General features: G+C 70.5%; 18 protein-coding genes and 3 tRNA genes. 12 read left to right on the top strand and 9 right to left on the bottom strand.

Annotated elements, in window-relative coordinates; all coding sequences use genetic code 11:
• Positions 1–139: 139 nt before the first annotated feature.
• Positions 140–1426 carry an RNA polymerase sigma factor gene (locus tag ACGFNV_RS29275; RefSeq protein WP_393626422.1) on the top strand — a complete coding sequence of 429 codons (1287 nt, stop codon included), beginning with the start codon at positions 140–142 and terminating at the stop codon, positions 1424–1426.
• A gap of 113 nt (positions 1427–1539) precedes the next feature.
• Here ACGFNV_RS29275 and ACGFNV_RS29270 read toward each other — a convergent pair whose 3' ends face one another.
• The 4 genes from ACGFNV_RS29270 to ACGFNV_RS29255 all read right to left on the bottom strand — a co-directional run bounded on the left by ACGFNV_RS29270 (position 1540) and on the right by ACGFNV_RS29255 (position 7401).
• Positions 1540–3468 (bottom strand): ABC transporter ATP-binding protein, encoded by a 1929-nt coding sequence (locus ACGFNV_RS29270; protein WP_393626299.1) that lies wholly within the window; start codon positions 3466–3468, stop codon positions 1540–1542.
• Positions 3468–5201 carry an ABC transporter ATP-binding protein gene (locus ACGFNV_RS29265; RefSeq protein WP_393626297.1) on the bottom strand — a complete coding sequence of 578 codons (1734 nt, stop codon included), beginning with the start codon at positions 5199–5201 and terminating at the stop codon, positions 3468–3470. The genes ACGFNV_RS29270 and ACGFNV_RS29265 overlap by 1 nt, the downstream gene beginning before the upstream one ends.
• A gap of 391 nt (positions 5202–5592) precedes the next feature.
• On the bottom strand, positions 5593–7047 hold the full coding sequence (locus ACGFNV_RS29260; protein WP_393626295.1) for an FGGY family carbohydrate kinase: 1455 nt from the start codon (positions 7045–7047) through the stop codon (positions 5593–5595).
• Between the two features lie 51 nt (positions 7048–7098).
• Positions 7099–7401 carry a YtxH domain-containing protein gene (locus ACGFNV_RS29255; protein ID WP_133926463.1) on the bottom strand — a complete coding sequence of 101 codons (303 nt, stop codon included), beginning with the start codon at positions 7399–7401 and terminating at the stop codon, positions 7099–7101.
• Between the two features lie 159 nt (positions 7402–7560).
• Here ACGFNV_RS29255 and ACGFNV_RS29250 point away from each other — a divergent pair.
• The 3 genes from ACGFNV_RS29250 (at position 7561) to ACGFNV_RS29240 (ending at position 7976) form a co-directional block, all read left to right on the top strand.
• Positions 7561–7633 (top strand) — tRNA-Asn (locus ACGFNV_RS29250).
• Between the two features lie 5 nt (positions 7634–7638).
• Positions 7639–7711, top strand: a tRNA-Asn gene (locus ACGFNV_RS29245).
• A gap of 188 nt (positions 7712–7899) precedes the next feature.
• A tRNA-Ile gene (locus tag ACGFNV_RS29240) sits at positions 7900–7976 on the top strand.
• Positions 7977–8344: 368 nt separating this feature from the next.
• On the opposite strand, the gene ACGFNV_RS29235 is transcribed toward ACGFNV_RS29240, so the two are convergent.
• Positions 8345–9136 carry a hypothetical protein gene (locus ACGFNV_RS29235; protein ID WP_393626293.1) on the bottom strand — a complete coding sequence of 264 codons (792 nt, stop codon included), beginning with the start codon at positions 9134–9136 and terminating at the stop codon, positions 8345–8347.
• A gap of 201 nt (positions 9137–9337) precedes the next feature.
• Between ACGFNV_RS29235 and ACGFNV_RS29230 the strand changes: the two genes are divergently transcribed.
• The 6 genes from ACGFNV_RS29230 to ACGFNV_RS29205 all read left to right on the top strand — a co-directional run bounded on the left by ACGFNV_RS29230 (position 9338) and on the right by ACGFNV_RS29205 (position 15676).
• On the top strand, positions 9338–10282 hold the full coding sequence (locus ACGFNV_RS29230) for an ABC transporter ATP-binding protein (protein WP_393626291.1): 945 nt from the start codon (positions 9338–9340) through the stop codon (positions 10280–10282).
• On the top strand, positions 10279–11118 hold the full coding sequence (locus ACGFNV_RS29225) for an ABC transporter permease (protein ID WP_393626289.1): 840 nt from the start codon (positions 10279–10281) through the stop codon (positions 11116–11118). Before ACGFNV_RS29230 ends, ACGFNV_RS29225 begins: the two co-directional genes overlap by 4 nt.
• A 64-nt stretch (positions 11119–11182) precedes the next feature.
• On the top strand, positions 11183–12439 hold the full coding sequence (locus ACGFNV_RS29220) for a sensor histidine kinase (protein ID WP_393626420.1): 1257 nt from the start codon (positions 11183–11185) through the stop codon (positions 12437–12439).
• The gene (locus tag ACGFNV_RS29215) at positions 12436–13104 is read left to right on the top strand and encodes a response regulator (RefSeq protein WP_393626288.1); all 669 of its coding nucleotides are present in this window, start codon (positions 12436–12438) and stop codon (positions 13102–13104) included. The genes ACGFNV_RS29220 and ACGFNV_RS29215 overlap by 4 nt, the downstream gene beginning before the upstream one ends.
• 140 nt (positions 13105–13244) lie before the next feature.
• Positions 13245–14732, top strand: coding sequence for a hypothetical protein (locus ACGFNV_RS29210; RefSeq protein ID WP_393626286.1), 1488 nt, complete (start codon positions 13245–13247; stop codon positions 14730–14732).
• Positions 14733–14761: 29 nt separating this feature from the next.
• Complete coding sequence (locus ACGFNV_RS29205) at positions 14762–15676, top strand: YbhN family protein (protein WP_393626284.1); 915 nt, start codon at positions 14762–14764, stop codon at positions 15674–15676.
• A 93-nt stretch (positions 15677–15769) separates the two neighbouring features.
• On the opposite strand, the gene ACGFNV_RS29200 is transcribed toward ACGFNV_RS29205, so the two are convergent.
• Positions 15770–16525, bottom strand: a complete 756-nt coding sequence (locus tag ACGFNV_RS29200) for a hypothetical protein (RefSeq protein ID WP_393626282.1) — start codon at positions 16523–16525, stop codon at positions 15770–15772.
• Positions 16526–16691: 166 nt separating this feature from the next.
• Between ACGFNV_RS29200 and ACGFNV_RS29195 the strand changes: the two genes are divergently transcribed.
• The gene (locus tag ACGFNV_RS29195) at positions 16692–17417 is read left to right on the top strand and encodes a response regulator transcription factor (RefSeq protein ID WP_059211172.1); all 726 of its coding nucleotides are present in this window, start codon (positions 16692–16694) and stop codon (positions 17415–17417) included.
• On the top strand, positions 17398–18930 hold the full coding sequence (locus ACGFNV_RS29190; RefSeq protein WP_393626281.1) for an ATP-binding protein: 1533 nt from the start codon (positions 17398–17400) through the stop codon (positions 18928–18930). Before ACGFNV_RS29195 ends, ACGFNV_RS29190 begins: the two co-directional genes overlap by 20 nt.
• A gap of 188 nt (positions 18931–19118) precedes the next feature.
• Here the strand turns inward: ACGFNV_RS29190 and ACGFNV_RS29185 are convergent, their stop codons facing one another.
• The 3 genes from ACGFNV_RS29185 to ACGFNV_RS29175 form a co-directional block, all read right to left on the bottom strand.
• Positions 19119–20207: an ABC transporter substrate-binding protein gene (locus ACGFNV_RS29185; RefSeq protein WP_393626279.1), complete on the bottom strand. Its 1089-nt coding sequence runs from the start codon at positions 20205–20207 to the stop codon at positions 19119–19121.
• A gap of 67 nt (positions 20208–20274) precedes the next feature.
• Positions 20275–21153 carry an ABC transporter permease gene (locus ACGFNV_RS29180; RefSeq protein ID WP_393626277.1) on the bottom strand — a complete coding sequence of 293 codons (879 nt, stop codon included), beginning with the start codon at positions 21151–21153 and terminating at the stop codon, positions 20275–20277.
• Positions 21150–22010 (bottom strand): ABC transporter ATP-binding protein, encoded by an 861-nt coding sequence (locus ACGFNV_RS29175; RefSeq protein ID WP_393626276.1) that lies wholly within the window; start codon positions 22008–22010, stop codon positions 21150–21152. Before ACGFNV_RS29175 ends, ACGFNV_RS29180 begins: the two co-directional genes overlap by 4 nt.
• Positions 22011–22202 lie beyond the last annotated feature (192 nt).

The following is a 22202-nucleotide window of genomic DNA, read 5'->3' as shown; positions in this document are numbered from 1 at the left end:
GGGATCGTGCCAGATCAGGGGCGGGACGAGCACCCGGGTTTCCCGCCCGGGTCACCAAGTGGTCACGGGCAGGACGCAAAAAGTCACCGCACGCCCCTCGTGGCGGCGATGTGTCGTACTCCACACTGGGTTCCGGTGCCTGAGTCCCCGCCGCCGACTCCGCCCTCGAAGTGCCGCTGCCGCTACCCCCCTCGCAGCGATCATCCTGGAGGTCGCCCCCGTGCAGACCCGGACCCTCACACAGACCGACATCAGTACGGACGGCACGGATCCGGACGCCGAGACCGACGTCCTCCTCGCGGTGCCCCCGCAGAGCCGCCTCACGCACCACCCGGAGACGGAGATGGAGCCGGAGTCGGAGATGGAGCCGGAGACGGAGCCGCAGACGGGAACCGATCCGGCGCCCGGGGCGGAGGCGGAGGACCCGGCCGAACCCGCCGAACCGCCCGTCGAGGCGCTGGAGGAGGCCGAGCCCGAGCCCGTCGAGGCGCCGCCCGCCCGCCCCGAGACCAGCGGCCCGTCCTCCGACCTGTTCCGCCAGTACCTCCGCGAGATCGGCCGTATCCCGCTGCTCACCGCGGCCGAGGAGGTCGACCTCGCCCGCCGCGTCGAGGCCGGCCTGTTCGCCGAGGAGAAACTGCTGCGCACACCCGACCTGGACACCCGCCTCGCCCTGGACCTCGACCGGCTGGTCGTCCTGGGCCGCCTGGCCAAGCGCCGCCTCATCGAGGCGAACCTGCGCCTCGTCGTGTCCGTGGCCAAGCGCTACGTGGGCCGTGGCCTGACCATGCTCGACCTCGTCCAGGAGGGCAACCTCGGCCTCATCCGCGCCGTCGAGAAGTTCGACTACGCCCGCGGCTACAAGTTCTCCACGTACGCCACCTGGTGGATCCGCCAGGCCATGTCCCGCGCGCTGGCCGACCAGGCCCGCACCATCCGCGTCCCGGTCCACGTGGTCGAGCTGATCAACCGCGTCGTCCGCGTCCAGCGCCGCATGCTCCAGGAACGGGGCTACGAGCCCACGCCCGAAGAGGTCGCCGCCCACCTCGACCTCCCGCCCGAGCGCGTCAGCGAGGTGCTCCGCCTCGCCCAGGAACCGGTCTCCCTGCACGCCCCCGTGGGCGAGGAGGACGACGTGGCCCTGGGCGACCTCATCGAGGACGGCGACGCGGCGAGCCCGGTGGAGTCGGCCGCGTTCCTGCTCCTGCGTGAACACCTCGAAGCGGTCCTCTCCACCCTCGGCGAACGCGAACGCAAGGTCGTACAACTCCGCTACGGCCTCGCCGACGGCCGCCCCCGCACCCTGGAGGAGATCGGCCGCATCTTCGGCGTGACGCGGGAGCGCATCAGGCAGATCGAGTCCAAGACCCTCAGCAAACTGCGGGACCACGCTTTCGCAGACCAGCTCAGGGGCTACCTCGACTGAGTCAGCCTGCGGGCAGTCGTGCCGCTGGGGCGGCACGGGTGGGCGCAGGCGGCACCCCGCCAGCGCGGGCAAGCCTGCCCACCCGCCCCCAGCCCCAGCGCCGGGCGCCGAACTCAGTCCACCTCAGCCACAGCCTCAGCGAACTGCGCCTTGTACAACCGCGCATACGCCCCGTCCGAAGCCAACAGCTCCGTATGCGTGCCCTGCTCCACGATCGCCCCGCTCTCCATCACGAGAATCGCGTCCGCGTCCCGGATCGTCGACAGCCGATGCGCGATCACGAACGACGTCCGCCCGTGCGCGAGCTTCGCCATCGCCTTCTGGATCAGCACCTCGGTCCGGGTGTCGACCGACGACGTCGCCTCGTCCAGTACAAGGATCACCGGGTCGGAGAGAAACGCCCGCGCGATGGTGATCAGCTGCTTCTCACCCGCGCTGACCCCCGTGCCCTCGTCGTCGATCACGGTGTCGTACCCGTCGGGCAGCGTACGGATGAACCGGTCCGCATGGGCCGCCCGCGCCGCCTCCTCGATCTCCCCGCGACTGACGTCCCGCGAGGCCCCGTAGGCGATGTTCTCGGCGATCGTGCCGCCGAACAGCCAGGTGTCCTGGAGCACCATGCCGATCCCGGCGCGAAGTTCGTCGCGGGACATCCGCGCGATGTCGACGCCGTCGAGGGTGATCCGCCCGCCGGTGACGTCGTAGAACCGCATGAGCAGGTTGACGAGGGTCGTCTTGCCGGCGCCGGTCGGCCCCACGATGGCCACCGTCTGCCCCGGCTCCACCGTCAGCGAGAGATCCTCGATGAGCGGCTTCTCGGGGTCGTACCGGAAGGACACGTGCTCCAGCGCGACCCGCCCGCGCAGTTCCTCCGGACGGACACCCGGCACCGGGTCCGCCCCCTGCTCCTCCGCGTCCAGGAGCTCGAAGATCCGCTCGGCCGACGCCACGCCCGACTGCACGAGGTTCGCCATCGACGCGACCTGCGTCAGCGGCATCGAGAACTGCCGGGAGTACTGGATGAACGCCTGCACGTCACCGATCGACAGCGAACCGGACGCCACCCGCAGACCGCCGACGACGGCGACCAGCACGTAGTTGAGGTTCGACACGAACATCATCAGCGGCTGCATGACCCCGCTGTTGAACTGCGCCTTGAACCCGGCCTCGTACAGCGCCTCGTTCTGCTCGGCGAACTGCCGCGCCGACTCGTCCTGACGCCCGAACACCTTCACCAGGGTGTGCCCGGTGTACATCTCCTCGACGTGCGCGTTCAGCTTGCCCGTGGAGCGCCACTGCTGCACGAAGTGCGGTTGCGACCGCTTGCCCACGCGCGTGGCGACGACCGCCGACAGCGGCACGGTGACGAGCGCGACCAGGGCGAGGATCCACGACACCCAGAACATCATCGCCAGCACACCGATGATGGTGAGCACCGAGTTGATGAGCTGGCCCATCGACTGCTGGAGCGTCTGCCCGATGTTGTCGATGTCGTTGGTCGCGCGCGAGAGCACCTCACCGCGCTGCCGCTTGTCGAAGTACGACAGCGGAAGCCGCGACATCTTCGTCTGCACGTCCTCGCGCATCCGGTACATCGTCCGGTTGACGGCCCGGTTCACCAGCCGGGTCGCCACCGCCATCAGCAGCCCGGCCACCGCGAACACGCCGACCGCGACCAGCAGGACGTTTCCGACGGCTGTGAAGTCGATGCCCTTGCCGGGGGTGAAGTCCGTGCTCTGGAGCATGTCGGCGACCCCGCCGTCACCGCGCTCCCGCATGGAGTCGAGGACCTGCTCCTTGGTCGCCCCGGCCGGCATCTCCCTCCCGATGATGCCGGAGAAGACGAGGTCGGTGGCGTTTCCGAGAATCTTCGGCCCTACGACGTTCAGGCCCACGCTGATCACCACGCACAGCAGCAGCGCGTAGATGGTGAGCCGTTCCGGCTTGAACCGGGCGACGAGCCGCCTGCCCGACACCTTGAAGTCCAGCGAGCGGCTGTCGGGGCCGCCCCCGGCCATCATCCGCCCCATCGGCCCCGCCATCAGGCAGCCTCCGCTTCCGTCAGCTGGGAGAGCACGATCTCCCGGTAGGTCTCGTTGTCCGCCATCAACTCCTGGTGCGTGCCGGTACCGACGACCCGCCCCTCGTCGAGGACGACGATCCGGTCGGCGTCCCGGATGGTCGCCACGCGCTGCGCGACGATCACGACGGTGGCGTCGGCGGTCTCCCGGCCCAGCGCCGCCCTGAGGGCCGCGTCGGTGGCGTAGTCGAGCGCGGAGAAGGAGTCGTCGAAGAGGTAGATCTCCGGGCGCTGCACGAGGGTGCGGGCGATGGCGAGACGCTGCCGCTGACCGCCGGAGACGTTGGTGCCGCCCTGTGCGATCGGCGCGTTCAGCCCGCCCTCGAGACGCTCGACGAAGCCCTTGCCCTGGGCCACCTCCAGCGCGTGCCACAACTCCTCGTCCGTGGCGTCCGGATTGCCGTAGCGCAGGTTGGTCGCCACCGTGCCCGCGAACAGATACGGCCGCTGCGGCACCAGCCCCACCGTCCTGGCCAGCACCTTCGGGTCCACCTCGGACACCTCGACGCCGTCGACGAGCACCTGGCCGTCGGTCGCGTCGAACAGCCGCGGGACCAGCCCCAGCAGAGTCGACTTGCCGCTGCCGGTCGAGCCGATCACGGCGGTCGTCTCGCCGGGCCGCGCCACCAGGTCGATGGCCTTCAGCACCGGCTCCTCGGCCCCCGGGTAGCGGAAGCCGGCGCCCCGGATCTCCAGGTGACCGTGGCGGCGCAGCTCCGTCACCGGACTGACCGGCGGCACCACGCTGGAGGAGGTGTCCAGGACGTCCTGGATGCGCTCGGCGCACACCTCCGCGCGCGGCACCATCATGAACATGAAGGTGGCCATCATCACGGACATGACGATCTGCATGAGGTAGGCGAGGAACGCCGTCAGGTCACCGATCTGCATCTCGCCGCTGTCGATGCGGTGCGCGCCGAACCACACCACCGCGATGGACGACAGGTTCACCACGGTCATGACGATCGGGAACATCAGCGCGAGCAGGTTGCCGCTGCCCAGGGCCATCTCGGTCAGGTCCGTGTTGGCCTTCCGGAAGCGCTGCTCCTCGTACTCGTCGCGCACGAAGGCGCGGATGACACGGTTGCCGGTGATCTGCTCGCGCAGCACCCGGTTCACCGTGTCCAGCCGCGTCTGCATCGCCCGGAACAGCGGACGCAGCCGCCGTACGATCAGCGTCACGCTGATGCCCAGCACGGGCACGACGGCGACCAGGACACCGGACAGTGGCACGTCCAGGCCGAGCGCCAGCACGATGCCGCCCACACACATGATCGGCGCCGACACCATCAGGGTGAACGTCATCAGCGCCAGCATCTGCACCTGCTGGACGTCGTTGGTCGTCCGGGTGATCAGCGTGGGCGCGCCGAACTGGCCGACCTCGCGCGCGGAGAACGACTGCACCCGGTCGAAGACGGCCGCCCGCATGTCCCGGCCGAGCGCCGAGGCGGTCCGCGCGCCGTAGTACACGGCACCGATGTTGCACACGACCTGCGCCAGCGAGATGCCGATCATCAGGGCGCCGTAGTTGAGGATGTAACCGGTGTCACCGTTGACGACACCGCTGTCGATGATGTCCGCGTTCAGCGTGGGCAGGTAGAGCGTGGCGCAGGTCTGCAGGAACTGCAGCAGCACCAGCAGGGCGATGGGTTTTCGGTAGGGCCTGAGGTAGGTCCTCAGAAGTCGTATCAGCACGCTGCGTCTCTCGGAGTCGGCGGTGGGGGCGGTTGGTTGCCCCTGGCCCCTATCGTCGGACACTCCACCCGCGTTACCTCAACTGATTAAGCCAACAGCAGTCCAACGACCGACCCACCTCGGCCACCGGACCTACGGCGCATGTCCTGGCCGGCCCTTGCTGATGGGGGCTGCGGCCGGGCTCGCACGGCAGCCTGCGGCGGGCTGGTGCGGCTTGCGGGCGGGGCTGGTGCGGCCTGTTGTCCCGGTTCCCCGCGTCCTGCGGCCCCTCCTGCGGTCCGCTGCCCCGGCTCCGGGAGTCTGCGATCCCGGCTCACGCGGCTTGTGGGCCGGCCTCACGTGTCCAGCGGCCCCCGGCTCCCGAGGCCCACCCCCCCCCTGCCCACGCGTCCTACGCCCGGAACGCCCCCGGATGGGTCTGCTCCCGCACCGACACGAACTGCTGGCGTACGGCCTGCCCCACCGCGAGCTCCTCGCCGGGCTCCAGGACCTGTGCGGCAGCGCCCTGCCAGGCCGGCGGGTTGCGCGGGTCGAGGGTGCCCTGGGAGACACCGAGGGCCCAGGCGGCCTGGCGGGCGGCGCCGATCGCGGCGTAGTCCGCGGGCTGCGGTACGACGACCTGCGCGCCGAACAGCATGGGCGCCGCGGCCTGCACCGCGGACAGCTCGGCGGCCGCCCCGAGGAGGAAGATCCGCCGTACCTCCACGCCCCGGCCGCGCAGTACGTCCAGCGCGTCCGCGAGGCCGCACAGCATGCCCTCGAACGCGGCTCTCGCCAGGTGCTCGGGCCGCATCGACTCGCGCCGCAGCCCCGCCAGGGTCCCGGCGGTGTGCGGCAGGTTCGGCGTGCGCTCACCCTCCAGATAGGGCAGCAGCACCAGCCCGTGCGAGCCCGGCGTCGACTTCATCGCCAGGTCGGACAGGCTCTCCAGATCCGGCACCCCGAGCAGTTCGGCGGTGCCGCGCAGGGTGCGTACGGCGTTCAGGGTGGTGACGACGGGCAGGTGCATGCCGGTGGCGTCGGCCAGGGCGGTGATCATGCCGCTGTTGTCGACGAGGGCCTCGGGGTGGACGGCCATCACCGACCCGGAAGCCCCCAGGGACACCACCGCGTCACCGAGCCCGATGCCGAGCCCGAACGCGGCGGCCATGGTCTCGCCGGTCCCGGCGGAGATCAGCAGCCCCTCCGGCGTCGTACCGGCCGCGTCGGACGGCCCGATCACCTCGGGCAGCATGGCCTGGTGACCGAGGGCCAGCTCGACCAGGTCGGGCCGGTAGGCGCCGGTGGCCGCCGACCAGTACCCGGTGCCGGAGGCGCCACCGCGGTCGGTGGTTCGCCTGACCGGCCGCCCGAGCAACTGCCACACCAGCCAGTCGTGGGCCTGCAGCAGGATCGCGGAGCGCAGCGCGGCGTCCGGCTCGTTCTTCGCCAGCCACCGCAGCTTGGTCACCGGCTGCGCGGCCTGCGGCACGCATCCCACGGCCTGCGCCCAGGCCTCCCGCCCGCCGAGCGCGTCGACGAGGTCCGCCGCGGCGACCTGCGCCCGCTTGTCACCGCCGACCAGCGCGGGCCGCACGGTGTTGCCCTGTGAGTCCAGCGGCACGACCGCGTTCTGCTGCGCCGACACGCCGATGGCCTGCACGCCCTCGAGCAGCCCGCCGCCGGCGGCCTCCCCGAGGGAGAGCAGCCAGGCCTGCGGATCGACATCGGAGGGACGCCCGGCACCCTCGGCACCCTCCAGCGGATGCGGGGCATAGCCCTGCCGCAGCACGGCCCCCGTGTCCGCGTCGCAGACGACGATACGAGTGAAATCGGGCGAACTGTCCAACCCGGCGACTATCCCCATAACGAAAATTCTGCCGCACTGCGAGGGGTGAACGTGTCGGCCCGTCGCCCGCTACGTGTTACTCGTGCCCCAGTCGTCCGCGCCGTCGTGCGCGCTGCGCTCCCGCAGCGACCGCACCCGGCCCGCCACCGACTCCGGCACTTTGTCACCGACCTTGTCGCTCACCGCGTGGTACGCCTTGCCCGCGAACTGGCGGCCCTGCTGCGCGGCCGACTCGGCGGTGTTGCGGACCGCCGGGTTCTCCGCGACTCGCCGTGCGGACTTCTTCAACTGTTCGTAGCGCTCGCGTCCTGCCCGTGTGCCCAGCACGTAACCGAGGACGATTCCGGCGACGAATGTGAGCCGGTAGCGCATGACGGCCACCCTCTCCCTTGCGTAGGTATCTGGTGCGGCATCGGCGCCGGGGGGAACCGATTGGCGAAGCACCCCCCTGCTTGCGCTAATGTATGTGTCGCAGCGAGCGCCCGCCCCCTGGCAGATACCCAGGTAGGTACGTTCGATGCAACGAGGCATTCCTCCGTAGCTCAATTGGCAGAGCAGCCGGCTGTTAACCGGCAGGTTACTGGTTCGAGTCCAGTCGGGGGAGCTCGGTCCTCCGTAGCTCAATTGGCAGAGCAGCCGGCTGTTAACCGGCAGGTTACTGGTTCGAGTCCAGTCGGGGGAGCATGCTGAACGAGGACCCCACGGGGTCCTTTTTCATGTCCGACTTCATGTCCTGGGAACCGCGACGACGTGCGGCGCAGTCCTCAAGGTCATGAGGACCGCAGGAAGCCGACCATCCGAAGCAGGAGATCGTATGAGCGGCTATGCTGCGGCAGACGGCGCGCACACATGTACGCGACACGCCGCTATGGGGCGGTAGCTCAGCCGGTTAGAGCAGCGGACTCATAATCCGTCGGCCGTGGGTTCGAGTCCCACCCGCCCCACCATGCAGATCTGTGACCTGCGGAAACGTCTCATCAGGGGTGTGGATTCAGGCCTTTGGTGCAACGAGACAGAATCCGCTGCTCGTGACTTCAAGTCTGTGGCCGTAGGCGTTAGTTCGAATCGCTCTGACCTGCTCTGATGGGATGGCTTGGGCGTTGGGCACGCTTCGGTGGTCGACGTATTCGAGGGGCTGGACGCACGATTCTGGACGCTGGCTGGACGCGAGGAAGCGCAAGTGCCGACTGGTGATCTTCGAGTCGGGCCTCTGTCCGGGGCGGCGCGTGGGTGCGGCGGTCCGCGAGCGGGGCTGTGGCCGAGGTGTGTGCCCGGATAACGGCCCGTATTGGAAACGGCCCAGCGCGCCCTTGCCTCATGCCGCGGCGTGCGCGCCCCTGCCGCGTTGAGACACGGCCAGGTAGCCGACGAATCCAATGATCGCTGCCGTCCAGGCGAGGGTGACGGGCGACAGGCCGAGGTCGAGGCCGCCGCGGGTGCGGGGGAGTGCCATCCAGTCGGCGAGCGAGGCTCCGAGGGGACGGGTGATGACGTACGCGGTCCAGAAGGCGGTGACCGGGCCCAGGGTGCCGAAGCGGTGGGCCAGGGGGGGTGCGCAGATGGCGGCGGCGAAGAGGGCGACCGAGCCCAGGTAACCGAAACCGATCGTGGCGGTCAGGTCGCCCGCGGCGGTGCCGAGGGCGAAGGTGGAGAGGACGGCCGCCCAGTAGAACGCCTCGCGGCGGCGGGTCCGGACGGCGTGGATGGAAAGGGTGCGCTCGCTCGCGTACCAGAGGGCGAAGACCGCGGCCAGTACGACGAGGAACGCCGGCGTCGAGACGGCGTACGGCACGCCGAGGCCGACGTGCAGGACGTCTGCGGCCATGGTGCCGAACACGCTGACCATGACGACGGCCGTCCAGTACGCCCAGGCGACGTACCGGCGGAGCGTGAACTGGACGGCGAGGGAGACCGTCAGGGCGAGGCCACCGAGCGCGACCGCCGGAATGGGGCCGAGGGTCCGGGCCAGGAGGTCCGACGCCGTCTCGCCCATGCCGGTGGTCAGGACCTTGATGATCCAGAAGTAGACGGTCACCTCCGGCACCTTGTTCGCCAACTGGCGTACGGGGGCGAGCGAGCGGTCGTCAAGGATGTGCTCTGCGGTCATGATCCGCACGATGGCACGTCCAGCATGAACGCAACCTGAACGGTGCGCGGGGCAGCGGCGGCACGTAGTACCGCGGTACGACCCGGCGGATGTGGATCAGTCCCCGGTACCACCGAATCGGGATGCTTCGGCACTTAGCGTTGCCGGAGCGGCGTCAGGGGCGCCCGACGGACGCCGGTCTCCGAACAGGAAGCGACGCGCATGATCAACGCACAGCAGCTGACCAAAAGGTACGGCGAGAAGACCGCCGTCGACGGGCTGGAGTTCGCCGTCCAACCGGGCACGGTGACCGGCTTTCTCGGGCCGAACGGGGCGGGCAAGTCCACGACCATGCGGATGATCGTCGGGCTCGACGCCCCGACGAGCGGCTCCGTCACAGTCAACGGCCGCCACTACGCTCAGCACCAGGCACCGCTCCAGGAGGTCGGCGCCCTGCTGGAGGCGAAGTCGATCCACCCGGGCCGCTCGGCCTACAACCACCTCAATGCGCTCGCGCTCACGCACGGCATCCCCCGGCGCCGGGTCGACGAGGTCATCGACCTCGCGGGCCTGGGCACCGTGGCCAGGAAGCGGGCCGGCGCCTTCTCCCTCGGCATGGGGCAACGCCTCGGCATCGCGGCGGCCCTGCTGGGCGACCCGCAGACCGTGATGCTGGACGAGCCGGTCAACGGGCTCGACCCGGAAGGCGTCCTGTGGATCCGCAACCTGCTGAAGGGCCTTGCGGACGAGGGCCGGACCGTGTTCGTGTCGTCCCACCTCATGAGTGAGATGGCCCTGGTGGCGGACCACCTCATCATCGTGGGGCGGGGGCGGCTGCTGGCCGACACCACCGTGCGCGATCTTGTCCGCGAGGCGGGCGGCGACACGGTGAAGGTGGCCACGCAGGACCCGGCACGGCTGCGGGAGGTCCTGGCCGGTCCTGGCGTCGACATCACCGGCCGCGCCGGTTCCGAGGAGCTTCAGGTGACTGGACTGAGTGCCCGCGAGATCGGCCTGAAAGCGGCCGAGCACGGGATCGCGCTGTTCGAACTGACCACCCACGCGGTGTCGTTGGAGGAGGCGTTCATGAACCTGACCAGGGACGCCGTGGAGTATCACGGCACCACCGGTATCGACACCGCCGCGGCCCAGGGGAGGGCGGCATGAGTACCCTCACCGCGACCGTCGAGGCGCCGCCGGCCGGCCCTGCCCGCCCCGCCTACCGTGTGACCGGACGGCGCGTGTTGTCCTCGGAGTGGGCCAAGCTGTGGTCCCTGCGCTCGACCTGGATCACCCTGGGCCTCGGCCTGCTCTTCCTCGTCGCCTTCGGCCTGATCGCCGCCAGCCGCTACAAGTCCGGCATCGACTCCGGCCGCCTGGACCACGACTTCGCCCGGTCGACGGCCGTGAGCCTGTCCCTGTTCGGCACGAACTTCGCCCAGCTCGCCCTTGGGGTGCTCGGTGTGCTGGTGACGGCGGGGGAGTACTCGACGGGCATGATCCGCTCGACCCTCGCGGCCGTACCGCGCCGGCTGCCCGTGCTGTGGTCCAAGGCGGCCGTGTTCGGGTTGGTCGCGCTGGTGGTCGGCACCCTGGGAGCGTTCGTCGCCTTCGGGTTCGGCAGCGGCATCGTCTCCGGCACCCCCGCCGCGATGAGCCTGACGGACGCGGGCGTCGTACGGAGCCTGCTGGGCGCAGGTCTCTACCTCGGCCTGGTCGGCGTGATCGGCACCGCCCTCGGCGCGCTGCTGCGGTCCGTGGCCGGCGGCATCTCCGTGCTCGTCGCCACCCTGATGCTGATCCCCGGCCTGATCTCCCTGCTGCCCAGCTCCTGGCAGGACGACATCAGCCCCTACCTGCCCAGCAACGCGGGCGAGTCGATGTTCGCCCTGACCCATGACAGCACCGCTCTGTCGCCCACCGCCGGGCTGCTGGTCTTCCTCGGCTGGACGGCGCTGGCGCTGGCGGGTGCGGCGTACCGTCTGGTGCGCAGCGACGTCTGAGCGCCTGCACTATGGGCAGGTGACCACCTTGACGACGACCCCGTCCGTCGGCGACCTCGGCGGGATGGGACCGCTTCTCGCCCGGTTCTCCCGGGGCGGCCAGCGGCTGCGGCAGGCCGACCGGGCCCGGCCGTGGGTGCTGGACACCGCGGTGGTGGTGCTGGTCTTCCTGATGTTCTGCCTGCCGGACCTGCTGCACGGGGGTGCCGGCGACGGTGACGGCCCACGCCGGTTCCGGCTCGCCCTCACCCGGCTCCCCTTGACGGGGATGCTGTTCGTCCAGGCCGGTCTGGTGCTGCCGCTCCTGTGGCGGCGGCGCCGCCCGATGGCGGCCTTCGGGGTCATCGCCGTCGTGTTCGTGGTGCAGTGGTCGGTGGGTGCCGCGCTGCGTGCGGACGTCGCCCTCTTCATCGCTCTGTACAGCCTGGCCCTGCACGGGCGGCTGCGGCAGCTGCCGTGGGCCTGCGCGGTCATGGCGGCGTGCGTGATGCTGGTCGCGCTGCGGGTGTCGTCGGCCGTGTCCGTCTGGGACGCGCTGTTCTTCCTGTTCAGCACGGCGATCGCGGCGCTGGCCCTCGGCCTGGTGGTGCGCACGCGGCGAGCTCAGCTCGCGGGGCTGCGGGAGCGGGCTGCGCGTCTGGAGACGGAACGCGACCAGCGCAGCAGACTCGCGGCCGCCACGGAACGCGCTCGGGTTGCCCGGGAGATGCACGACATCGTGGGCCACAACCTGGCCGTCATCATCACCCTCGCCGACGCCGGTGCGTACGCCACCGACACGGCTCCCGAGCGAGGCAGGGAGGCTCTTGAGCTTATTGGCGACACCGGCCGGACGGCTCTCGGCGAGCTGCGGCGCGTGCTCGGCGTTCTGAGGGAGGCGTCCGACGCTGCCACCTCGGCGCCCGCGCTCAGCCCGCAGCCCGGCGTCGCGGACATCCAGGCACTGTGTGACGGGGTACGCGCCGCCGGTCTGGAGGTCGTCTACCGGACCGTCGGCGACGTCGACGCCCTGGACCGCGGGATGCAGCTGACCGTCTACCGCATCGTCCAGGAAGCCCTCACGAACACCCTGAAGCACGCCGGGGCCGGCACCCGGGTGAGACTGTCGGTCATCCGCCAGGACGACTGGCTGGTCGTCCGGATCCGGGACAACGGCCGCGTCGGACACTCCGCATCATGGAACGAGGAAGGACACGGGCTGGTGGGCATGCGAGAACGAGCGGCGCTCTACGGAGGGGACGTCACCGCCGGACCAGCAGCCGGCTCAGGATGGCTGGTGGAGGCCACCCTCGACCTCGCCCACGAGGCAGGCACCCGGTGACCACGGTTCTCGTCGTCGACGACCAGCCGCTGCAACGCTACGGCTTCCGGGTGCTGCTCGACTCCATCCCCGAGACGGAGGTGGTCGGCGAGGCCGCGCACGGCGCCGAAGCCGTCCGCAAGACCGCCGAACTGCGCCCCGACGTCGTCCTGATGGACGTCCGCATGCCCGGCATGGACGGCATCGAGGCCACCCGCCGCATCGTCGCCGCCGGGGGACGCTCCCGTGTTCTCGTCCTGACCACCTTCGACATCGACGAGTACGTGCACGCCGCCCTGCGCGCCGGGGCCAGTGGCTTCCTCCTCAAGGACGCGCGGCCCGAGGAACTCCTCGCCGGCATCCGCGCGGTCGCCGCGGGCGACGCCGTCATCGCACCGGCGCTCACCCGCCGCATCCTCGACGAGTACGCCCAGCACGTGCCCGCCGGCCGGAGCGACCCGAGCGAGGACGAGCGACTGGCGTCCCTCACCGACCGTGAGCGCGAGATCCTCGTCGCCATCGGCAAGGGCTGGACCAACGGCGAAATCGCCCTCCGGTTCGTCGTGTCCGAGTCCACGGTGAAGACGCACGTCGGCCGCGTCCTGGCGAAGATCGGTGCTCGCGACCGCATCCAGGCCGTGATCTTCGCCTACGACCTCGGGCTCGCCGGTCCCGGTACGGGGTGAGCGGACGGCGGAGGTCACTCCGGCTCGTCGGCACCATGCCGTTCTCACCCGCCTCTAACCGACGGACCGTACTGTGAGATCTCCTCCTACGAAATGTAGGAGGAGATGATTCCGGGGCGTGTGACGACGAGAGGTGCACGATGGCCGACGGTTGCGACGTCGCGATGACCAGTGCCTCTCGCACCAGCCTGCCACCGCGGACCGCCCGGCCTCGGCGCCGGCGGGGCGAACCTTGGCTCGCCGCCGTCGCGGCGGCTTTCACGCTCGGCCAGCTCGTCCTCGTACGGCCGGATCTCGGTCTCGGCTGGGACGAGACGGTCTACGTCAGCCAGGTCAGCGGCCACGTCCCCGCCGCCTTTTTCAGCGCGCCCCGCGCCCGCGGCATCTCCCTCCTCGTCGCGCCGATCGCGTCATGGTCCGACTCCACCACCCTTCTGCGGGTCTACCTGGCACTCCTTTCTGGTCTGGCTCTCTACTTCGCCCTGCGCGTCTGGCGGGCTCACGTCATGCCGCGCGTCCTGGCCCTGGCCGGCGGCCTGTTCGCCTCCTTGTGGGTGACGGTGTTCTACGGCCCGCAGGCCATGCCCAACTACTGGGTCGCCATCGGAGCCCTGGCCTGCGTCGGCGGTGTCGTTCGGGTCCGGACGAACGCAGGCGACCGGGCAGCCTGGCGGGGCGTGTCCGCGGGCGCGGCGCTGATGGCGTTGATGCGCCCGATGGACGCCGTATACGTGGTACTGCCCCTGCTCGTCCTCGCCCTGCGCCGACCCCGCCTCCTTGCCGTGCTGGTCGCCGGACTCCTGGCAGGCGCCGGTGAGTGGGTGATCGAGGCGTACATGAGCTACGGCGGCCTCGCGCAACGTCTCTCCGACGCCTCCCGCATCCAGGGCGGCCTCGGCTGGCACCTGGCGGTCGCGGACCAGCTGCGCAGTCTCGGCGGGCGCACCCTGTGCCGTCCCTGCACCGGATCGGCCCCCAACCCGGTGGTGACCCTGTGGTGGTTCGCGCTGCCGGTCCTCGCCGCGCTCGGCGCGGTGGCCGCCGTCCGTGCCCGGCGTGCCCTGCCCGTCCTGCTCCCGCTGGCTTGCGCGGTCACGGCCGCCGTCCCCTACCTGTTCCTCATCGGCTACGCGGCGCCGCGCTTCCTGCTGCCCGCCTATGCCCTGCTTGCCGTCCCCGTCGCCCAGGGCCTCGCTCACCTGGTCACCGCCCATGCGCGGGGGACCGCGCGGGCCCTCGCCGTGAGCCTGGTGGCGGCCGGCCTGGCATGCCATCTGGCCGTGCAGTACGTCGTCCTGGAACACACCGTGCACAGTTCCGCCGCCAATCATGAGGACTGGTCCCGCACCGTGTCCGCCCTCCACACGCTCGGCGTACGGCCGCCGTGCCTGCTCAGCGGATACGAGGCCGTGCCGATCGCCTTCTACGCAGGTTGCGGCTCGGCACAGACCGCGGGCCATGACGCCAGCACCACCGCGGCCACACTGACCCGGGCCGCCCACCGGACCCCCCTCGCGGTACTCGCCCTTCCGGGAGACCGTCCGCCCGCCTATGCGCGCACCTGGTCCGCGGAGCGGGCGGGCGTTCTCCACGCCTATGTCGCCCCCAGCGTCGGACAGGGGCGGTGACTGCGGTGGCTGTGTCGGGCTGGGTACCCGTGACCGCCGCCAGGCGCCTCTACCTCAGGCTGGGGATCCCTCTGGCGGTCCTGATCGCCGCGGGGGGCGTGCTCGCCGCGCACTGGAGCACGCTCGACAGCGGGACCGACCAACTGGCCGCCGCCGACGGGGAATGGCTGGTGCTCGCCTGCTTCGCCACTGTCGCCACGTGGGTGTGCGCGGCTGTGGCGCAGCAGGGGGCGGTCATCGAGCGGCTGCCGAAGGGACGGCTGGTGGCCGCTCAGTTCGCGGCGTGCGCCGCAAACCACATCCTGCCCGCAGGGGCGGGGGCGAGCCTGGTCAACCTGCGGTTCCTGACGCGGTGCGGCCTGTCCATCAGGCGCTCGGCGACCGCGCTGGCTGTGAAGGCGGCAGTCGGCGGGATCGTCCGGTGCGTGCTGGGCGTCGTCCTGCTGGTGGCATCACCGGGCGCTGTCCTGCTGTCGGCGCGGGTCCCACACATGCTGGTCCTGGCGCCGGTGGCGGCGGCAGGCGTCGTGCTGGCCGTGGTGGCCAGCGGTCGGCTCAGGCGGGCGGTGGGGCGGGCCGTGACCGACGTGCGGGAGGTGCATCGCTCCCGAGGGCGGGCCTGCGCACTGTGGGGCGGCTCGGTCGCGTTCGCGTTGCTGCACGCGGGCGTGGTCGTCGCTGTGGTCCACGCCCTCGGCCTCGCGTTGCCCACGAGCCATGTGGTGATGGCCTACCTCGTTGCCAGCGGCGCGGCGGCCCTGCTCCCCACGCCCGGTGGACTGGGGTCGCTGGACGCCGCGCTCGCCTTCGCGCTCACGGCCGCCGGGGCACCGGGGCACACGGCGATCTCGGCGGTCATCGGCTATCGCCTGCTGACCGGATGGCTGCCGATGGCACCGGGACTGCTGGTCCTGGGGTTGCTGGCCCGCCGTTCGGCGCTGTGAGCCGGTGGCGGTGCTCGCAACCCTCGTGCCGCCAGAACCAGCCGTAGACCGTGACGACACACCCGTGCCTGGCCTGGCCTGGTCCAGCGCCTCCTAGCCCCTGACCGCCGTCAACACGTTCTCCTCGAAGGGGCCGCCCTTGACCGTGACCTCCTTCACCGTGCCGATGCCCTTCACGTAGTACTTGTTGTCCACGACCCCGGGCTCCAGCGGCGTCCATTCCTTCGTGCGCAGGGCCCCGGTGAAGGTCTTGTACGGGACGGACACGCGCGACGTCAGGTCCAGAACCTGGAAGCGGTCCTCGGCCTGGCCGGGGTAGTACTCCTGCTGTCCGGCGGCGCCGGGTGCAGGGTGGGCGGGCAGGAAGATGCCCGGGCGGGCGCCGTCACGGCCGGCGCGCCAGGTGCCCTCGGTGGAGAGCATGTTGCCGTGGGCGTCGAGTTCGGCGGTGTCCTCGCCGAAGTACCAGACGTTCCCGGCGGCGTCCTGGGCGTAGTAGTCGCGGGTGGCCTCGTGGAGGGTGCGGCCGGTGTAGAGGCGGTCCTCGACGACGCGGCAGGGGATGCCGGTGATCTTCTCGGTCTCGCGGGTGGCAGTGAGGTACTCCGTGGATTTGGCACCGTCCTTGATGCCGCTGTAGACCAGCGTCCGGCCGGGCGGGAGCGGGAACCACGGGTTGTCGACGGTCGCCGAGAAGCTGCGGGGAGCGGGACTGGTCGTCGTCGGTGCCGCGGACTGGTGGCTCGAGCTTCCCGAACCCGGGGAACAGGCCGTCAGCACGACCGTGGCCGTGCAGCCGGCGGCGACGGTGAGGACCAGTGCGCCACGTTTCGAGCCTTTGCTGATCATCGGGACTCCCTCGTCGAACTGTGGGTTCGAGCCTGCTCGCGAGTGGCTAAGGGGACCCTGAAACGGTCCCCACCAGCCCCAGAGGGGTGCGGTCGGATCGACTCAGCGTCTCCTTAGCCACCCCCCACTACGCTGGACACCAGCAGGGCCTGCGCGAGGAGGCGCCATGCGGATTCTCGTGGTCGAGGACGAAGCGCCCATGGCCGAGCTGCTGCGGCGCTGCCTGACGGAGAACGGCTTCGCGGTCGACGTGGCCGCCACCGGCGAGGACGGCCTCTGGTACGCCGGGGAGACCGACTACGACGTGATCGTCCTGGACGTGATGCTGCCGGGCACCGACGGGTTCGGTGTGCTGCGTGAGATCCGCGCCGCCGGCCGGTGGGCTCCCGTCCTGCTGCTCACCGCACGGGACGCCGTCGAGGACCGGGTGCGCGGTCTGGATCTGGGCGCGGACGACTACCTAGTCAAGCCCTTCGCACTCGCCGAACTATTGTCCCGGCTGCGCGCGCTGATGCGCCGGGGGGCCCGCGAACGGCCCGCCGTGCTCACCGTCGGCGACCTCAGCCTCGATCCGGCGACCCGCTCCGTGGCCCGTGACGGTACGCCGATCACCTTGACGGCCAAGGAGTTCGCGCTGCTGGAGTGCCTGATGCGGCGGCCCGGCCAGGTGCTGTCCAAGGCCGAACTCATCGGACACGTCTGGGACTTCACCTTCGACGCGGACTCGAACGTCGTGGAGGTGTACGTGGGCTACCTGCGGCAGAAGATCGACCGGCCCTTCGGACGGCGGTCACTACGCACCAGCCGGGGCGCCGGCTACTGGCTGAGAGACGACCGCAAGGACGATGCGAACCGCAAGGACGATGCGGATCATGCGCGCCCTGTTGGCTAGGCTCCCCGTCCGTCTCCCCCTCCGGCTCCGCCTGACCCTCGCCTTCTGTCTGGCGATGGCGACGGTGCTCACCGCCCTGGGCGCCTTCCTCTACACCCGGATGGGCACCGAACTGACCCGTGCCGTCGACCTCGACCTGCGCGCACGGGCCGCGGCCACCGTAGGCTCCATGGCCCAGCGCGAACGGGCCCCGCTGGACGCGGGCAGTGGACTCATCGACCCCGACGAGTCGTTCGGCCAGATCCTCACGCCGCACGGTGACGTCGTCGAGACCACCCCGGCCGTCGCAGCCGCGCCCATGCTGCCGCCCGGCACCACACGGACCGTCACCGAGCCGGTCTTCCTCAGCCGCCATGTCGTGGGCCTCGACGACCCGGCCCGACTGCTCGCCCTGCCCGTCCAGCTGCCGGGGACGGTCGAACAGCCCGCCGTCCTCGTCGTCGGCGCACCGCTCGGCGACCGCGCGGAGGCACTGGACCGGCTGCTGCTCCTGCTGCTCATCGGCGGGCCGCTCGCCCTGGCGGCGTCCTCGTACGCGGGCTGGCTGCTGGCGGGCGCGGCCCTGCGACCGGTCGGGCGTATCCGCCGGGAAGCCGCCGCGATCTCCGAGACCGAGCCGGAACGGCGCCTGACCGTTCCGCCGACCGGGGACGAACTGGCCCGTCTCGCGCACACCCTCAATGCCATGCTCGCGCGCCTCCAGGAGGCACTGGAACGCGAGCACCGTTTCGTCGACACCGCCGGACACGAGCTGCGCACCCCGCTGGCCCTGCTGCGGGCCGAGCTCGAGCTGGCCACGGCACGCCCGCGCGACCGCGCCGAACTCGAAGCCGCCCTACGTTCCGCCGCCACCGAGACCGACCGGCTCGTCGGGCTCGCCGAGGACCTCCTCGTCCTGGCCCGCACCCGACAGGGTCGGCTCCCACTGCGCCGCGAACCGGTGCCCCTGCCACGACTGCTCACCGACGCGGCCGAGGCGTTCCGCGCCCGCGCGACCGCCGAGGGTGCGACGCTCACCGTGGAGACGTCCACAGCCCCCGAAGCAACCGCCGACGCCGATCCGGTACGGCTGCGCCAAGTCCTGCACAACCTCCTCGACAACGCCCTGCGCCACTCCGGCCCGTCGGGGCCCGGCCACATCGTCCTGAGCACCGAACGAGCGGACAGTGCCGTGAAGTTGTGCGTAGGTGACGAGGGCCTGGGCTTCCCGCCCGCCATGCTCGCCGGGCCACCGCCGGGCCCGTCGGCCGACGAGAGCGCCGGTGGGCTCGGCCTCGCCATTGTCGCCATGATCGCCGCGGCACACGGCGGCCGGGTGAGCCTGGCCAACCGTCCATCGGGCGGGGCTCTCGTCACCGTGAGCCTGATCGCCGCGCCAGTACAGGGAAGCGGTGCCGAGTGCCCGAGTGCTGCGGTCGGCTCGTGCGTGGGGCCGGCCGAGGCAGCCGGCGAACGCGGAGCACACTCCTCGCCGAGCAGCGGCGCGGAGTCCACGCATCCGAGGCCGATGTAGAAGACGGTCAGGCCTCCGCGCAGATTTCTGGCCGGAGTCAGGCAGGGCGTCCGCGTGGCCTTCCTTTCCTGACAGTTCGTGACGGTTTGTGACGGCTTGTGACGGCGAGGTCGGGGCTATGGCGCACAGCGGGCGTGCGGGGCCGCCCAGGTGGATGTCACCTGGGCGGCGTCCTGCCGGGTGGGGGTTCAGCCGGTCGGTCCTGCCGGAGTCGTGGTGGTCTTGAAGCCCTCGGTCTTGTTGGCCTGGAGGGCGAAGTCGTTGGTGAACGTCTTGCTGAGGTCCACAGAGCCCTTCACGTTGCCGACCAGCTTCTCCGTCGCCAGAGAGGTCTTCGGACCGCCGGCCGGCATCAGACCGTCCGGGAGGAATTGGCCCTTGTCCTGGGTCAGAGCCGAGATGTAGTCGGCCTTGGTCACCAGCTGGTTCGACACGAACGAAGCCGGCAGCTTGTTCGCGATGTCGGACGCGCTGTGGGTGTTGATCCAGTGCATGGTGGCGACGAGCGCGTCGACGACCTTCTGCACGGTGTCCTTGTGCGAGTTCACCCAGTCGGTGCGGGCGAGCACGCTGGCCGCGGGGTAGGCGCCGCCCATCGCCGCCGTGGCGCCCTGCGTGGTGGCCAGGTCGATCGCGGACATACCCACGCCCTTCTTCTCGATCGCGGCGACCGTCGGCTGTGTCGTCATGACACAGGCGACCTTGCCGTTCTGCAGCGCGGCGATGGCCGTGGAGCCCGCGCCGACCCCGATCCGGTGGAACTGGCTGGTCTTGACGCCCTTCTTGGCGGCCAGGAACTGGGTGAGCGTATCGGTGCCCGAGCCCAGGTCGGTGACGCCGAGGGTCTTGCCCTTGAAGTCGGCGCCCGAAGTGACGCCCGACTTCTTGGTGCACATCTCGCGCTCGCCCGGCGCGCCGGAGAGCTGGACGACGTCCTCGACCGCCTTGCCCTTGGCCTGGAACTCGATCGTGTGATTGTACCAGGCGCCCGCCATGTCGACCTGCCCCGACGCCATGGCCTCCTCGGCGCCGACGCCGCCGTCCTGCTCGGTGCTGAGCTCGACGTTGACGCCGTACTTCTTGTAGAAGCCCAGCTGCTGGGCGAGCTGGTACGGGAGGTAGATCTGCTTGTCGAGGCCGCCGGCCATCAGCTTGACGGTCGGTACGGAACCCGAACTGCTGGTCGAGGCAGATGAGTTGGCGGAACAGGCGCTGACCGCGCCGAGGGCGAGGATGGTGAGGACGGACGCGGCGACGGCGACGGGTCGTCTGGACATGGCTGACCACATTCCTTTGCTGAGGGTTCTGCGATGAAGTGAAGAGGTAGAGGGAAGCTCCAGGGCGTCAGAGGGAGTTGGCCTCCGTCGGAGCCGGCGGGCGCCAGGACAGCAGCCGGTGTTCGAGCTTGCCGATCAGCCACTCGGCGCCGAGCACGATGACCGAGATGACGAGCATCGTGGCGAACACGCCGTTGGGGTCGAAGTTGTTCTGCGCGGTCTTGATGACCAGGCCCAGGCCGCTCTGTGCGCCGAGCACCTCGCCGACCAGCGCGCCGACGATGGCGAAACCGAAGGCGCTGTGCAGGCTGGCGATGATCCAGGTCAGCGCGGACGGCACGATGACGTGCCGGATGATCTGCAGCTGGGAGGCGCCGAGCACCTTGGCGTTGGCCAGGATGTTGCGGTCGACCTCACGCACGCCCTGGAAGGCGTTGAAGAAGACTATGAAGAACACCAGTACTGCGGCGAGCAGGATCTTGGGCAGCACGCCGATGCCGAACGCGACGATGAAGATCGAGCCGAGGACGATCCGCGGGATCGCGTTGACCATCTTGATGTAGGGGCCGAGGACGTCGGAGAGGTAGCGGCTCTGACCGAGGGCGACGCCGAAGACGACTCCGGTGATGGCCCCGAGCGCGAAGCCGGCGAGCGCCTCCTGGATCGTGGTCCAGATGTTGGCGTAGAAGGACCCGAACTCGGTGCCGTTCTGGAAAAGGTCGACCAGCCGCTGCGCGATGCCGGAGGGCTGCCCGAAGAAGAACGGGTCGACGATCCCCCAGGTGGTGAAGGCCTGCCAGCCGCCGATGACGAGGACCGCGAGACCGATACGGCCCGCCCACACCAGGGTGATGCGGCGCCGCAGAGCGCGCTTGGCAGCGGACGCGCCCGAGCCTGGTGCGCTGGCCTTGACGGGAGCGGGCGAAACAGCGGACGTCGTGCTCATGCCGTACCTCCTGCGGTGCGTGCGTAGGCGCGCTCCACCTCCTCGCGCAGCGAGTCCCAGATCTGGTGCTGGAGTTCGATGAACCGCGGCTGGAAGCGGATCTCCTGGACCGAGCCGCGCGGGCGGGGCAGGTCGATGTCGAAGACCGCCTTGACCGAGCCGGGGCTGGACGTCATGACGACGACCCGGTCGGCGAGCGCCACGGCCTCGTCGAGGTCGTGGGTGATGAAGATGACCGACGGACGGATCTGCTCCCACAGGCCGAGCAGCTCGGTCGACATGATCGCCTTCGTCTGCACGTCCAGGGCGCCGAACGGCTCGTCCATGATCAGGATCCGCGGTTCGTTGATCAGCGCCGCGGCCATCGCCACGCGCTTGCGCATGCCGCCGGAGAGTTGGTGCGGGTAGCGGTCCTCGAAGCCCGTCAGTCCCACCCGGCGCAGCCAGTCGCGGGCCGAGGCCTGGGCCTGCTGCTTGGGCACCCTGCGGAAGACCGGGCCCATCAGCACGTTGCCGAGGACGGTCTTCCAGGGCAGCAGGGCGTCGGCCTGGAACATGAAGCTGACGCCGTCGGTGACGCCCTTCACCTCACGGCCGCCGACCTTGACCGAGCCCTCGCTGGGCCGGTCGAGCCCGGACACCATGCCGAGCGTCGTGGACTTCCCGCAGCCGGTCGGGCCCACCACGGCGCAGAACTGGCCGGGCTCCACGGTGAACGAAACGTCCTGCAGCGCCGTGAACACCTCACCCGCGGGAGTCAGAAATCGTTTGGTGAGTCCGGAAATCTCGACTCGCGCGCTGTCCTGGCCTGCTTTCTCGGCGACCGGGCTCACCGCGGCATCGTTTCGCGAAACCATCTGAGGCTGTCTCCTTCCTGACCTCGGAGGTCGAGGAAGGCAGACGCTAGAGGTCGGCGGGTGTTACGTCGCTGTTTCATCCGTATCTCGCGTTAGCCGTGTTAGCCACGCTTTTGCTCGTTCTGCTCAGCGGCCGGGGGTGGGCATAAGGCCGGTGCCGGGGGCACAATCACGCCACCACGGGTACGGCAC

It is taken from the genome of Streptomyces sp. NPDC048751, assembly GCF_043198595.1.
Lineage (GTDB): Bacteria > Actinomycetota > Actinomycetes > Streptomycetales > Streptomycetaceae > Streptomyces.
Note: the sequence above shows the minus strand (reverse complement) of the source record. Positions and strands in the feature narration are given on the sequence as shown.

Excerpts from the sequence above, each read along its gene's own strand:
- ACGFNV_RS29225 (WP_393626289.1), top strand. The coding sequence starts at position 10,279 with ATGAGTACCCTCACCGCGACCGTCGAGGCGCCGCCGGCCGGCCCTGCC.
- ACGFNV_RS29180 (WP_393626277.1), bottom strand. The coding sequence starts at position 21,153 with ATGAGCACGACGTCCGCTGTTTCGCCCGCTCCCGTCAAGGCCAGCGCA.
- ACGFNV_RS29175 (WP_393626276.1), bottom strand. The coding sequence starts at position 22,010 with ATGGTTTCGCGAAACGATGCCGCGGTGAGCCCGGTCGCCGAGAAAGCA.
- ACGFNV_RS29195 (WP_059211172.1), top strand. The coding sequence starts at position 16,692 with ATGCGGATTCTCGTGGTCGAGGACGAAGCGCCCATGGCCGAGCTGCTG.
- ACGFNV_RS29235 (WP_393626293.1), bottom strand. The coding sequence starts at position 9,136 with ATGACCGCAGAGCACATCCTTGACGACCGCTCGCTCGCCCCCGTACGC.
- ACGFNV_RS29260 (WP_393626295.1), bottom strand. The coding sequence starts at position 7,047 with ATGGGGATAGTCGCCGGGTTGGACAGTTCGCCCGATTTCACTCGTATC.
- ACGFNV_RS29190 (WP_393626281.1), top strand. The coding sequence starts at position 17,398 with ATGCGCGCCCTGTTGGCTAGGCTCCCCGTCCGTCTCCCCCTCCGGCTC.
- ACGFNV_RS29185 (WP_393626279.1), bottom strand. The coding sequence starts at position 20,207 with ATGTCCAGACGACCCGTCGCCGTCGCCGCGTCCGTCCTCACCATCCTC.
- ACGFNV_RS29220 (WP_393626420.1), top strand. The coding sequence starts at position 11,183 with ATGGGACCGCTTCTCGCCCGGTTCTCCCGGGGCGGCCAGCGGCTGCGG.
- ACGFNV_RS29255 (WP_133926463.1), bottom strand. The coding sequence starts at position 7,401 with ATGCGCTACCGGCTCACATTCGTCGCCGGAATCGTCCTCGGTTACGTG.
- ACGFNV_RS29210 (WP_393626286.1), top strand. The coding sequence starts at position 13,245 with ATGGCCGACGGTTGCGACGTCGCGATGACCAGTGCCTCTCGCACCAGC.
- ACGFNV_RS29200 (WP_393626282.1), bottom strand. The coding sequence starts at position 16,525 with ATGATCAGCAAAGGCTCGAAACGTGGCGCACTGGTCCTCACCGTCGCC.
- ACGFNV_RS29230 (WP_393626291.1), top strand. The coding sequence starts at position 9,338 with ATGATCAACGCACAGCAGCTGACCAAAAGGTACGGCGAGAAGACCGCC.
- ACGFNV_RS29270 (WP_393626299.1), bottom strand. The coding sequence starts at position 3,468 with ATGGCGGGGCCGATGGGGCGGATGATGGCCGGGGGCGGCCCCGACAGC.